This is a genomic window from Leptolyngbya sp. NIES-2104 (assembly GCF_001485215.1).
Classification (GTDB): domain Bacteria; phylum Cyanobacteriota; class Cyanobacteriia; order Leptolyngbyales; family Leptolyngbyaceae; genus Leptolyngbya.
In genome coordinates this window covers 5,326,524-5,339,805 of the sequence record NZ_BBWW01000001.1, presented here as the reverse complement: position 1 = coordinate 5,339,805, position 13,282 = coordinate 5,326,524, and the positions used below count along the sequence as shown (strand labels likewise).

Sequence of the window (13,282 nt, the reverse complement as noted above, 5' to 3'; positions counted from 1 at the left end):
TGGCAGTTGCTTTTATGGGGGCTACCGCCCCCTTTTTTCGGGTAAATTGCCCTGCTGGTGGAATTGTGTGAAATCACTCGTGCGATCGCTCAATTTCTCGAAGTCGATCATGAACTTCTTGGAGTCGCTCGCCGCCTTTTGACAAGATGCCTGACAGTAGTAGCTCTAAGCGCTCCACTCGAAGTGCGATTGGTCATTTTTATCCTTTAAAGTTTCAGTAATGCCACAAGGATCTGGTGAATAGTTTCTACAATTAGGAAAACTTTAACGAATTGTCCATGTTTGGAAAGAAGCCCCCAACTCAATCTCAATCGATCGGTGGTAACGTTTCAGGTAGTCAGATTCAGCAGGCGCAAGCGGGTAATGACCTCGCCGCAACCCAACGCGGCAACTCCGACGATCAGACGCAAGGCATCACGACGGCTGAAGTTCTTCAACTGTTGGAAAAACTAGAAAAGGCAGTCAAGGAATCGGGTTTAGATGAAGCGCAGCAGGATGAGGTGTTGGATTATCTTAAACCTGCAAAGCGGGAAGCTGGAAAGGAAAATGCGAATAAAAGCTTAGTTGGAGAGAATTTGAAGCGAGTGAGCGAGGCAATGAAGAATCTGAACGAAACTTCGGAAGCCGGGAAGAGTTTGTGGCAGACGGGAGCAGGGGTCTTTAAAGCGATCGCGCCGTGGCTTGGTGTAGCAGCTCACTTTTTCGGACTGTAGAACGACGATGGCTTCTCAAGATCACTCTCAAAATCAACAGATTGGCGAAGGTTCGATTCAAGACAGTGATGTTCAACTTGTCCAAGGCGGGCAGACTGCGATCGGGTTTCAGAATAGCCATGAAAATCAAGTCACGATTAATCGAGCGATCGTGCAGTTGTTTGGTCAAGCTAATCCGTCTGGGGTCGATTGGGATTAGGCACATAATCTGTTGGTGAAAAAGCAGTTGCCGGAAATTCGCAAGCGGCTGAGTGATGTGCTGTTGCAGAATCGAACGCTGATGGAGGTGTCGATCGAGGAGCAGTTCGCGCCTGTGAATCGATCGCCTTTAGAAGCAGAGCGGCGGTTACAGATTCACGGAGAAGATCGAGGCACGATCGAGAATCAATTGTTGATTCAAACATTTGGGCGCGATGATGTGACGGGAAAACTGCTAATTTTAGGTGCGCCGGGAGCGGGGAAGACCACGGCGCTGTTAGGATTGGCGGAGCAATTAGTAATGGGAGCGCTGGCGCAACCGAAAACTGTGATCCCGGTGTTGTTTGAGTTGTCTACTTGGCGCGAGGATAGTCAATCGATCGAGCAATGGCTGACTGAGCAGTTGTATGAGTTGCACGGGGGCAATCGGAAAGCGAAATTATATGAGCAATGGGTTGATCGACAGGTGCTGTTGCCGCTATTAGATGGGTTGGATGAGCTTGGACTAGAGCGACAGCAGAAATGTACGCAAAAGATCAATGAATTTGCGCGGCATTATCCTCAATTGGTTGTGTGCTGTCGAAGCAAAGAATTTGAAACAGTGGGGATGAAGTTAGGAAATTTGAATGGTGCGGTTTGTCTTCAGCCCTTGAGCGACTCACAAATTCAGGAGTATTTACGGCACGTTGGTTCTGATTTGTGGAACGCAATTCAAACGGTTCCAGCGATGCAAAAATTCATGCAGCCGACCGAGGAGGGCGATCCGGGATTGTTGCGGATTCCGTTGTTTCTTTCGCTGGCGGCTCAGGTTTATGATCCGCGATCGCCGTTTGCGAGTGAGGCGGAACTGTTAGGGCGATATGTCGATCGACGGTTATCGAAAGAAGTGCGGGAGAGCGATCGGCGGGAGGACTTAAAAAAGAAAATTTGGGCTTACAGAACAGTAGAGCAGGAGCCAAACTGTACAGAAACAGAACGATATTTGAGTTGGTTGGCGAGGCAGTTGCAGCAGAGAAATCAGATAGAGATTCTGATTGAGTATATACAACCTGACTGGATTGAAGCACCCCGGTTACTTCGTCGAAATCGGCTGATTGTTAGGCTGATTGTTGGGCTGATTGATATTCTAATTCTTGGTCAGGATGTGCTGATTAATGCGCTGTTTGCTGGGCTGTTTGCTGGGCTGATTTTTAGACTAAGTAATATTGATCCTGCCGAATTCTTCAGAGTTTCGATGTCGCAGGATGCGCGGCGAGAAACGTCACGCAAGTTAAGGAATGGGCTGATTGTTGGGCTGGTTTTTGGGATGGTTGGGCTGAATGGATTGATTGTTGGGCTGATTTTTAGACTGAGTAATATTGATCCTGTCGAATCCTTTAGAGTTTCGATGTCGCAGGATGTGCGACGAGAAACGTTACGCGAGTTAAAGAATGGGTTAATTGCTGGACTGACTTATGGGCTGATTCTTGGACTGCTTGGGCTGATTGGTGGGCTGTCTTCTGGTCGGGATGGGATAATCTTTGGGCTGAGTAGGCTGATTGATGGACTAATTTTTGGGCTGATTGTTGGGCTGATTGTTGAGCTAATTGGCGGGCTAAAGCAGAATTTGAAAATACGATCGCGCCCCAATCAAGGTATCCAAAATTCCCTACAAAGTATGCTGTGGACAAGCGCTTTGAGCTACCCAGCAGGGGTAATTCTCGCGATGTCTTCGCCTCTTATCAGTTGGGCAAGCACCGAACAAGCGTGGGATCGTCTTCTAGATGCTGCGATCGCAAACTTTCCTGACTTCTTACTGCCTGGGTTACTGATGGCGCTTTTGATTGGCATAAACTTTGGCGGTGGAATTGCTTGCATTCAGCACGTTTGTCTCCGCTTCGTCCTTTGGCAAAATAACATTGCCCCCTGGAACATGGCGCAATTCCTCAACTACTGCACTGATCGCCGCATCCTACAACGCAACGGCGGTCGTTACCGCTTCCTCCACCGAGAGTTGCTCGATTACTTTGCCAATTTGAGGGCTTAAAATTCGAGGTGAGGTAGAGCCAGTTGAAAAGACAAACTTACTCTGTAGCTTGAATCATGTGCTGAAACTTCTCGATGATTAGCGTTTCTCTCGCTTTGATGAATGCTTCAAAATTTTCGAGCTTCCACAGTTCAGGATTTTTAGGAATCAGGTGCATCTTCAAATAACTATCTGGTTTATCTTTGAACCAGATTTCCGGTGGAATATCACGTTTTCCGCCTGCCCCATTCTCTTCAGCCGTCAGCAGCATACAGTTCGCAATACGATCGCGCTCCTGCCATTTGTAGCGCAAGATGTTATGTCTCCCCGTTTCTGGATTCGCAACTTTCACCGATCGCAGTAGCGACTGTGGAAAAATGTGATCCACCTGCGGCAGGCTGCCCTCATAAGCTGGCTGATAGTTGAAGTCTTTGTACCAGAGATTGAAGATCAGATGAATGTTTTTCGAGCCATAGTGCTGGCTCAAAATTGTGTCTGCGGTGATATCAAGGTTTCTGCCATCCGCCCGAATGAGGTCGAATATTTGGCGCACCTCAAAATCGCCAATCTCCGTGATGTGGCGCGTACATTTATCGATCAAGTTGTCTGGCGTTCCGCTAAACGCTCCAGTGATTAAGCTGCGGAGTAGATACGTGTCTAAATCCTGCGCGTCTTTCCACTGCTGGGGGAAGTGATAGCGAAAATAAATCAAGGGTATTAGCGACAGATAGGACGGCAACGCCTGATCGCTGCGGAGAAACGTTTTGCCATACACGAAATCTTTCACCGCTTTGATGGCATCCGCGATCGCGTTCCATTTCTCCACGATTTCTTCCCGCGTTACACCATCCCGAAACTTCGAGACTTCGTACCGCGCACCGCGATCGAGAACACTCAAGCAAGATTTCAAAATAAAATCGCGAGTAAAGTCGTAACCCGTCCGATTCAATTCTTCCAGTAATCCCTCTAAGTTTTCGTCGGCATCTTCCCAGCTTGCAGTCAGCAGCGAAAACAGTAGATCCGATTTTCCAAGTTTCGTGCCGCCAGCATTGGCTCGGATGAAAATCTCAACCACGTCGTCTTCCCGATACGTCTTGGGATTATCCACACCGTCGAGTTCTTGATAGACAATGATCTCATCGGTGCAAAACTGCTTGACGATTCGTGCAACATTATCCTCGATACGATCGTGCTGACCATCGCTGAGTGGTTCTTCAGCACCATTCGCGATCGACCTTGCAAGCCGACCAAATAGCTCATTGCTGAAAACAACGGCTTTGAATTTTACCCACGGAAATTTTGCTGTATTAGGATCGAAAAAGCGAAAGCGGTAACGAATGTCTTCAGGCGCAACCAAATCACCGCTCAGAATGTCAAAGAACAGTTCCTTTTTCTCATAGCTCCCCTTCAGTCCGATAAATAGGCTTTGCAACCGTTGCTGACCGTCCAGCACCAGAAGTTTTACCTTGCTGTCCTCTGGCACATGAAAATCAGTCAGTTTCAGCGAGTATTTGTAATTGTCAATGAATTTCCGTCGCCGAACTGGAGACTTAGTGCGCCAGATCAGCAGTGTGCTGATTGGATACTCGCGCATGATGGAATCGAACAACCGTTCAATCTGATCCTCACTCCACACGAAGGGACGCTGAATGTTGGGCAACCAGAAGCCCCCATCTTTTTCCTCGTTATTCAGATAAGTGACCATCTTGCGAATGGTTTCCTTCTGGTTTCGCATACCCGCCCTCAAGCCTTGAATGATTACAGAAACGACATCACGATTTTCCCAGTGATGCCGTTTCATTATGCGCGATCGCGTTACAAATGACACACAATCAATCTGCAATTTTTGCCAACTTTGCTGCGATCGCATTCAAGTCTTTTTCCTCGATCGGTCCGCGCAAATTCTTCACCATGTTTTCTGTTTTTATGGCGTGATTTTTCTCATCTTCATCTCCAAGAATCCGAAACTGAATCTTGCCTTCAGGCTGCGTCTCTAATCCAATCACAATCTTGCAAGCTTCCTTTCCTTTTAATAGATAAGGCTTCTGTGAATTGATTTCCGTCGCTTGCGGTTCGCCTAGCAAAAAGCTACTCGAAATTTCGGTAAATAGCTGCGCTGGAAGTTGAGTGATTTCGCTTTTTGCTTCTACTTTTTTGATCGCCGCAGCTACACTTTTTGAATAAGCTCCAGGCACTTTCTTCTCTTTCAACCAGCTAGCAATATCTGCGAAAGTGTAACCCTGACTTAAAGCCATTTGAAACATTTTGAACTCTTCTCGAACAAACTTCTCTAATGGCGTTTCTTTTGGGGTTTCCGCCCAGAATGCCAATTCTGCTCTAGCTCCCTGCCAGTCTGGTTGTTCTTGCTCTTCTTTTGATTTCTTGCGTGCCATTTTCTCACCATTGAATACTTGTATTCATGCTAATTAAAAGAACCAAATCGCGCATACTATTCAGATATTTTTAATATTTAATTTACGTATAAACCTATAAGAGTGTAAGGGTATAAGGATGTAAGAACGTAGTTTATAACTTTAGAATTTATAGGATAGTTTCTCTCAAAATCAGCTTTATTTGTTAGGTTAAATAGAACCATACACGCAGAAGATCTCGCTTCACTTTTCTCACTGAAGACCCATTTTATCTTCTCAATGCTTGTGTTCGATTTCATACTTTTACTGCGTATTGCTCCTTGGGCTGTATTCCTGAATTCGTCCTTTCTGCCACTCCCCACACATGACGCTACGAAATCCGCTCAGAATCGCTCAGATCCTTGTTCCGCAAAGCTTATGGTTCAGAAAGTCAGAACGGATAGTGACTCATGCTTTCTTCTAAAAATTTGAGTGCTACAGAAGCAGCAGGCTACCACGGCAAAGACGACGATCGTAGATTCAACAGCAACGATCCCTCTGAATTGCAATCCTGCTGGTTCGGCAAAGGTGCAGCAACACTGAATTTGAAAGGAGAGGTTGTGCCTGAAGTGTTCAATCAGTTGGTGCTTGGCGTAGATTTGGCAGGGAACTCGCTGCACGCGAAACCGATTAATTTAGAAAAGCATCGGGCGGGAACAGACTTCTGTTTCTCGGCTCCCAAAAGCGTCTCGATCGCGGCACTCCTGCAACAAGATAGAAGAGTTATCTCAGCTCACAACCATGCGGTTACGGTGGCACTTACTGCGATGGAAGATCGCTATCCCCAAGCTAGAGTCTGGAATCGACAACAGCAACGCCAAGAACGAATTCTCACTAGAAATATTACGGCTGCTTTGTTTCCCCATTCAACGAGTCGGAACTGCGATCCGCAGCTCCACACCCACGCATTCGTCCTGAACACCACACAACTCGAAGACGGAAGCTGGCGGGCGTTGAGTAATGAGGAGATGACCACATATAAGAAATTTGTGGGGCAAATTTACCAGAATCAGATTGCTTACGAACTTCGACAAATGGGCTACGAAATCGAGCCGAGGAAGAATGGGCAGTTTGAGTTGAGGGGATATAGCAAACCTCTTTGTGATCTCTTCAGCTCTCGTCGCCAGCAAATTGAGAGTTACGCAGAACAATCTGAGCGGTCAAAGGATGCCAAACTGTACGAGCAAGCCACGCTCCACACTCGTCAGCATAAAAGAGAAATTCCTTTAGATGCGCTGATCGAGGGATGGGAACGGGCGATCGCTGAACAAAAATTGGAATTGCCCCCGACTCCTGAATCTGATCAAGCCCAAAGTGTATCGGAAATTGGAAGAGAAAAGGCAGCTACCGCTGCTGTTGTGGGGCTTGAGATTGCTGAACATCAGGAATTTGAGTTTTGCCGAGAAGCGATTGAGCAGCCTGCACTGGAAGATTCTGTCGGACAGCAATCCTGGGAGCAACTGCAAAACGCGATCGATGAAATGAATCGACTCGTCGCCATCAATCTGTCGCTCAATCTTTACACCACCGAAACCGCAGTCAAACGCAAGCGGGAGATTCTTCAAACGGTGCAGCAAGGACAGGGATCTGGGAATGCGATCGCGTCCTCGGAAAACGTGGCAGAACTGGACACAGAATTTCTCACGCAAGAACGCCGACAGGGATTAGGAATGGCAGCCACATCAACTGACCAATTTATTGCGTGGCAGGGAGTGGAAAAAGATGAGCCAACTTATGCACTGACCCTGTATCGACAAATTGCCGAAAGTCAAGGTTACACCGTGCAGGAATTTAGCCCTCGATCAGATTTCAATCAGACCGAAGAACGATCAAACGAAATTTGGCTCATTAGGGAAGCGGAATCGTTGACGGCGCACAATTTTTATCGTCTTATGCAGAGCGCTGAAGTTTCGCAAGCTAGGGTGCTATTCATCGGAGACGAAAGAGAGCCGCAAGGCAATCTATTCCAGACCCTTCCTGCTTTTGGAATCACTACAACGAATCTAAGAACTGGCAAGCAATTTACGCCAGATCAGCACCCAACACCTGTCATCACCCTCACTCACCTACAAGACAACACTTATGCCCGCAACCAAACTTGGGAAAAAGCGACCGCCGTTGAAAGATATCCTCGAACCGCCGCAAGTGATCGTGCAACTCGACGAAGCCACACTGAAGAATGCGTTGAGCAAAGTGTTGGAGAACGAATTGGGACAGCTATTGGAGAGCGCATTGCAGAAAGCTTTGCAGCCAGTCAATCAGAAGGTCGATTCCCTATCGAAGCGACTCGATTTGCAGGAATCGACGTTGAGCGAACTGCTCAAGGAATTGCAGAAACTATCGCAAGACGAGCGATCGAGCGATGTAGCGAAGACCTTAGCCAAAATTTTGAGAAGATTGACGGCTGCCTCCAGCAACATCGAAACGACCTCGACAGATTTGAAGACCTCCTGCGGGAATTTGAAGGACACATCAGACGGATTGAAACAATTCATCACCGCGCAGTTAATCACTTATCTAAGCGAGAGATAACGAAACTGCCAGAACAGACAAAGATTGAAAGTACACCGCTTGAAACACTTTCTCGATCGCAGCAATCTTCTCCAGAACAGGATGGGCTGTCTAACTCGATTTTAGAAAATACTGTGATCGAGTTGGAACCGTCGGGACAAGAGTGGTTGCCGGAACGGAACGATCACGGCTGGGAAACGGTGCGGCAAAATCTTGTGACTGAATACAAGATTCCAGATTGGTTATTGCAAGAACTGAATCAGCAGGGCTGGATTTACAGCAATCAGAAAAAACAAGCGGTGTTCGTTGAGCGCACATTAGACGACAAGAACTATCACGGGTTGACGCTCTCTAAAGAAGGCTACTTAGACCCAACTGAGCCAAATGCTAAATATCACGCAGCCAGCAGTTTTTGGATGGCAACACGAGAGCCTCTTGAGCGAGCAATCATACTTGACGACCCGCTAGAAGTACTGGCAGTTCACGGAATAAATACAACAGGCAGTAAAAATATTCCTACGCTCTATATCGCTGCCATGCGGGTTGATCAATTACCGATCGATCTGCTGAAAGATATTCCGCAAGTTCGAGTGTCTACCAGTTGCACGGACGAAGTAAAGCAAGCGATGAAGGAAAACGTACCTCATAGAACGATGATCGCTCCCAATCATGTTGAAAGCTGGCGCGGGGTTTGGAGAGACTGGTCAATCCAGAAACAGATACAATCAAAGAAAAGCAAGGCAGCCACACCACCTGATATTCAGCTTTAAAGTTTTCAAACACAGAAATTGCTCGTAAAAGAAGCTTTCATCCGCTGATGAAATACGGTTCATAATGGTCATTGAAATTTTGGTGGGCTGGATTCTGAAAAATCTGGCATTAGAAATCAGAGTAAATTCATGTCCCAACTCGAAGACTTGACTCGTGGCAAAACCGTGAAAGGCATTCTGTCAAATCGGAATGTGACGATCGTAGATGTAACTTGGCATGGAACGGACGCGGTAGAGCTGGTTTACAAAGATGCCGATGGAAATCTAGGTACTGAGTTGGTTTTCCGAAGTCAGGCATCTGATTTGGAAGTCGTTACGGAAGGGCAGTCGTGGAGCTTCGATGGAGACGGAGCTTTACTGCGCCTTGTGTCTGAAGCGCATCGAATTCGACTCGCCCATTTATTTGATCCGCTGTTGGCTGTCCATACGTCGTTGGTTGATCCGTTGCCACACCAAATCACTGCCGTTTATGGTGAAATGATCCCTCGCCAACCCCTTCGATTCTTGCTAGCAGATGATCCAGGAGCGGGGAAGACCATCATGGCAGGGCTGTTGATTCGAGAATTGGTAATTCGGGGAGATCTGCATCGCTGTCTTGTGGTTTGTCCGGGAAGTCTAGCGATTCAGTGGCAGGATGAGCTTGCGACGAAGTTTCACCTGCCGTTTGAGATTCTGACCAGCGATCGCATTCAGTCGGCTCGTACAGGTAATGCACTCGCTGAGATGCCATTAGTGATTGCTCGGCTGGATCAATTGAGCCGCAATGAGAACTTACAGGAAAAGCTGAAGCAAACGGACTGGGACTTGATTATTTGCGACGAAGCGCACAAAATGTCTGCTTCTTTCTTTGGTGGCGAGATTCAGGCGACTGGGCGATACAGATTGGGGAAACTGCTTTCTACCGTGACTCGGCATTTCTTATTGATGACCGCAACGCCACATAACGGGAAAGAGGAAGATTTTCAGTTGTTTATGGCGCTGTTGGATAGCGATCGCTTTGAAGGCAAGTTCCGCGATGGCGTTCATGTTTGCGACACATCAGATTTGATGCGGCGATTGGTTAAGGAAGATTTGCTCAAGTTTGATGGAAAGCCGCTGTTTCCAGAGCGGATTGCTCACACGGTTGGGTATCCGCTGTCTGATTCAGAGGCGATGCTGTATCGACGAGTGACCGAGTATGTGCGAGTCGAGTTCAATCGAGCCGATGCACTCGAAAATGATGGACGTAAAGGAACGGTTGGCTTTGCGCTGACCATTTTGCAGCGACGGTTAGCTTCTTCCCCAGAAGCGATTTATCAATCGATTCGGCGGCGGCGAGAACGACTTGGAAAACGGTTGCAAGAAGAGGAATCATCCAAGCGGGGATTAGGAGAATCGATCGAATTTGGGAAAACGATCGAGCCTGAAGACTGGGAGGATGACTTCGAGGATACGCCAGGAGAGGAGCGAGAGGCAACTGAGCAAGAAGTTGTGGATCAATCGACGGCGGCTCGAACTGTGGCAGAACTTCAGGCAGAGATTAGTCAGCTAGAAGAATTGGAACAGTTAGCGCTGAAAGTTAGACGCAGTGGCACAGATAAAAAATGGGAAGAACTCTCAAAACTCTTGCAAAATGAGGCGACACTGTTTGATGCACATGGGTATCGTCGCAAGTTGGTCATTTTCACAGAACATCGCGATACGCTGAATTATCTGGCAGATCGCATCTCTACGTTACTGGGTCGTCCGGAGTCAGTCGTGATGATTCATGGCGGAATGGGACGAGAGGAACGTAAGAGAGTTGAGACTTCGTTCAAGCAGAATGTTGATGTTCAAGTCCTATTGGCGACGGATGCCGCAGGTGAAGGGATCAACTTGCAAAGAGCGCATTTGATGGTGAACTATGATTTGCCGTGGAATCCCAACAGGCTAGAGCAGAGGTTTGGACGGATTCACCGGATTGGACAGACTGAGGTTTGTCATCTTTGGAATTTAGTTGCGGCAGAGACTCGCGAAGGGGAAGTTTATCGATCGCTACTGAAAAAACTCGAACTCGAACAAAAAGCACTCGGCGGTAAGGTGTTTGATGTGTTGGGCAAAGCGATCGCGGGAACAGAACTGCGTGAACTGTTGATTCAGGCGATTCGGTACGGAGATCGTTCTGAGGTGCGCGATCGACTGAATCAAGTTGTGGCAGATCGGCTCGATCAGCAACGGTTACGCGAATTGCTGGAAGAAAGAGCATTAGTACGAGATTTGATGGATGCGTCAGGTGTGCAGCAGATTCGGGATCAGATGGAACGCGCCGAAGCCCGAAAGCTACAACCTCATTTCATCGCGTCTTTCTTCTTAGAGGCGTTTAAGCAGTTGGGTGGTACTGTCAAGCAACGAGAGTCAAAACGCTATGAGATTACTCATGTTCCAGCAGTGATCCGCAGTCGGGAGGGGTTTGGCATGGGAGAACCGATTTTGCGGAGCTATGAACGGATTTGTTTTGAGAAGACATTGATTACTGTGCCAGGAAAGCCCGTTGCATCTTTTGTTTGTCCAGGTCATCCATTGCTCGATGCAACGATCGATTTAATTCAAGAGCGTTATCGAGATTTGCTCAAACAAGGTGCAGTTCTGGTCGATGAGAATGATCCGGGTGAACAAGTGCGAGCGTTGGTGTATCTGGAGCATTCGATTCAGGATGCCAGCACTGACGCGAGTGGTAAGCGACGCATTGTTTCACGACGGATGCAGTATGTTGAAATTGATGCAGAGGGAAAGGCTCAGAATGCTGGATATGCGCCTTACTTGAACTATCGATCGCTGTTTGATGCAGAAAAGGCAGCGATCGCATCTGTGTTAGCAGAATCATGGCTGAAAAAGGATCTGGAATCTCAGGCGACGAGTTATGCGATCGCACATTTGGTTCCGCAGCATCTTCAGGAAGTTCGGCAGCGCAAAGAAGAACTGATTGATAAAACGATCGTTGCTGTAAAAGAACGATTGACCAAAGAGATTAACTATTGGGATCAAAGAGCGATCGTGCTATCTCAGCAAGAAGCTGCCGGAAAAGTAAACGCCAAGATCAATTCAGCCAAAGCAAGAACGAGAGCCGATGAACTGGAATCTAGACTGAAAAAACGATTGGCAGATTTGGAGCAAGAACGGCGACTTTCACCGTTACCGCCTGTGGTGATTGGAGGTGCGATCGTCGTTTCGATCGGATTGCTTCAGCGACTTCAAGGAAAACGACAGTCTACACCAAGTTTGTTCGCGAAAGAGACGAAGCGGGTAGAACTCGAAGCGATGAAAGCAGTGATGACAGCAGAGCGATCTCTGGGGCACCAACCTCAAGATGTGAGTGCGGAAAAATGCGGTTACGATATCGAATCGAGATTGCCCGATGGAACACTGCTATTTATTGAAGTGAAGGGACGGATTGAAGGGGCGGAAGCCGTTACGGTAACAAAGAATGAGATTCTGACTGCGTTGAATAAGCCAGAGGAATTCGTTTTAGCGTTGGTGCAGGTTCCGAAATCGGAGGAATTTAGAGAAGGCGATGCGTTTCGGGTGGCAGCTTCGCAGGGAGAGTATCGGGTGGAGCAATCGTCGATCGTGCGATACGTCTGGCAGCCGTTTCAGAAGGAGCCAGATTTTGGCGTGACGAGTGTGAACTATGATTGGCGAGAATTGTGGGAGCGAGGAAATGCGCCACAATAACTCAAGCGTTCCACGGGGGCTGCTGTGTTGGATTTGCCTGTAACCAGTTGGTTACATCTTCAATACTTGTAAAGTTCAGAAGAGCAAGTGCCAACTCGTCTAGCTGAGATGCAGACAGAGATTGAACTTGACTCTGAAGATTAGAGGGAAGCTCTCCAAAAAGTCGCGTTAATTGAACAAGAATAACTTTAGCGCTGCCAAGTCTTTCTATCCCTGTGACGTGAGGCATGGTCTGTTGCTCCTGTAATCGGTCTAGGTCTTGTTTCAACTCTAATTCTAAATCTTCTGGGAGTGCCAGCAACCAATCGATAAATCGATACAGTTTTAGAATGTCTTCTCGATCGTAGCCTCTTTCATACAATTGCCGAGTCAACGTGAATTTCCAGAGTTTGCGATCGAGCGGATTGTTACGCGTTTCTTTGGCTTTGAGATGAGCCATTACAACGGTTGCAAAGGGATTTGTGCTGCTGACTAATTCATCCCACCGCGATTCATAGTCCAAGAGTTTGACGATCGGGAAGTCAAAAGTAATCGCGCAACCCCAGAATTCATTCTGATATTGAGAAGGTCGCCAATTGAAGCGATCATCGCCTAAGACGGCTAGGCTGACGACTGGACGATCGTATCGATCGCGGAGTCGGTAATTGTAGATAAACATCCGCTCACCAAAGCCTGTTTCTTCTTGGGCTTGAATTTCAATGTGCGCCAAGACCCAGGCTTCAATGCCGCTTTTGCGCCACACTTTTACAAGCTTGTCGGCATAACGTTTGCCGATTTCTGCATCACGGACGATCTGCTGGAGTTCTTTGTCGAGAAATTCGTATTCCCTGTTCCAATCGATATCAGCGTAAATTTGCGGGAAAAAGAACGCGATAAATTCTTGAAAGTAGTCGTCTAGCGCTTCCTTCCAAGGGCTATCGAAATCAGCACGGGGAGAATCAGTCATCGATCGCGTCAGTTCAACAGAACTATATTGACAGAAAA

The 13,282-nt window shown here is 47.4% G+C and carries 8 protein-coding genes; 5 read left to right on the top strand and 3 right to left on the bottom strand.

The annotated features are described in order from the left end of the window. Positions 1-278 precede the first annotated feature (278 nt). Genes NIES2104_RS25600 through NIES2104_RS25595 form a run of 3 tightly spaced genes read left to right on the top strand, consistent with a single transcriptional unit; the run spans position 279 to position 2,937 of the window. A complete protein-coding gene (locus NIES2104_RS25600; protein ID WP_059001141.1) occupies positions 279-713 on the top strand; it encodes a hypothetical protein in 435 nt (144 codons plus the stop codon). A gap of 7 nt (positions 714-720) precedes the next feature. Next, a complete protein-coding gene (locus tag NIES2104_RS32720; protein WP_202815119.1) occupies positions 721-912 on the top strand; it encodes a hypothetical protein in 192 nt (63 codons plus the stop codon). Positions 913-927: 15 nt separating this feature from the next. Beyond that, a complete protein-coding gene (locus NIES2104_RS25595) occupies positions 928-2,937 on the top strand; it encodes an NACHT domain-containing NTPase (RefSeq protein WP_202815118.1) in 2,010 nt (669 codons plus the stop codon). A 37-nt stretch (positions 2,938-2,974) separates the two neighbouring features. On the opposite strand, the gene NIES2104_RS25590 is transcribed toward NIES2104_RS25595, so the two are convergent. Continuing rightward, positions 2,975-4,786 (bottom strand): DUF262 domain-containing protein, encoded by a 1,812-nt coding sequence (locus NIES2104_RS25590; protein WP_202815117.1) that lies wholly within the window; start codon positions 4,784-4,786, stop codon positions 2,975-2,977. Beyond that, entirely contained in the window at positions 4,749-5,309 is a 561-nt protein-coding gene (locus NIES2104_RS25585; protein WP_059001139.1) for a hypothetical protein, read from the bottom strand. Before NIES2104_RS25585 ends, NIES2104_RS25590 begins: the two co-directional genes overlap by 38 nt. A 428-nt stretch (positions 5,310-5,737) precedes the next feature. Here NIES2104_RS25585 and mobF point away from each other — a divergent pair, with 428 nt between their 5' ends. Together mobF and NIES2104_RS25575 are read left to right on the top strand one after the other, a co-directional pair. Beyond that, positions 5,738-8,608 carry a MobF family relaxase gene (gene mobF, locus NIES2104_RS25580; RefSeq protein ID WP_059001136.1) on the top strand — a complete coding sequence of 957 codons (2,871 nt, stop codon included), beginning with the start codon at positions 5,738-5,740 and terminating at the stop codon, positions 8,606-8,608. Between the two features lie 129 nt (positions 8,609-8,737). After that, a complete protein-coding gene (locus NIES2104_RS25575; protein ID WP_059001135.1) occupies positions 8,738-12,298 on the top strand; it encodes a helicase-related protein in 3,561 nt (1,186 codons plus the stop codon). Position 12,299: 1 nt separating this feature from the next. Here the strand turns inward: NIES2104_RS25575 and NIES2104_RS25570 are convergent, their stop codons facing one another. Beyond that, positions 12,300-13,244: a DUF4351 domain-containing protein gene (locus NIES2104_RS25570; RefSeq protein ID WP_059001133.1), complete on the bottom strand. Its 945-nt coding sequence runs from the start codon at positions 13,242-13,244 to the stop codon at positions 12,300-12,302. Between the last annotated feature and the right edge of the window lie 38 nt (positions 13,245-13,282).

Coding starts and splice junctions, on each gene's coding strand:
- NIES2104_RS25570 (WP_059001133.1), bottom strand. CDS start 13,244: ATGACTGATTCTCCCCGTGCTGATTTCGATAGCCCTTGGAAGGAAGCG.
- NIES2104_RS25600 (WP_059001141.1), top strand. CDS start 279: ATGTTTGGAAAGAAGCCCCCAACTCAATCTCAATCGATCGGTGGTAAC.
- NIES2104_RS25575 (WP_059001135.1), top strand. CDS start 8,738: ATGTCCCAACTCGAAGACTTGACTCGTGGCAAAACCGTGAAAGGCATT.
- NIES2104_RS32720 (WP_202815119.1), top strand. CDS start 721: ATGGCTTCTCAAGATCACTCTCAAAATCAACAGATTGGCGAAGGTTCG.
- mobF (WP_059001136.1), top strand. CDS start 5,738: ATGCTTTCTTCTAAAAATTTGAGTGCTACAGAAGCAGCAGGCTACCAC.
- NIES2104_RS25590 (WP_202815117.1), bottom strand. CDS start 4,786: ATGCGATCGCAGCAAAGTTGGCAAAAATTGCAGATTGATTGTGTGTCA.
- NIES2104_RS25585 (WP_059001139.1), bottom strand. CDS start 5,309: ATGGCACGCAAGAAATCAAAAGAAGAGCAAGAACAACCAGACTGGCAG.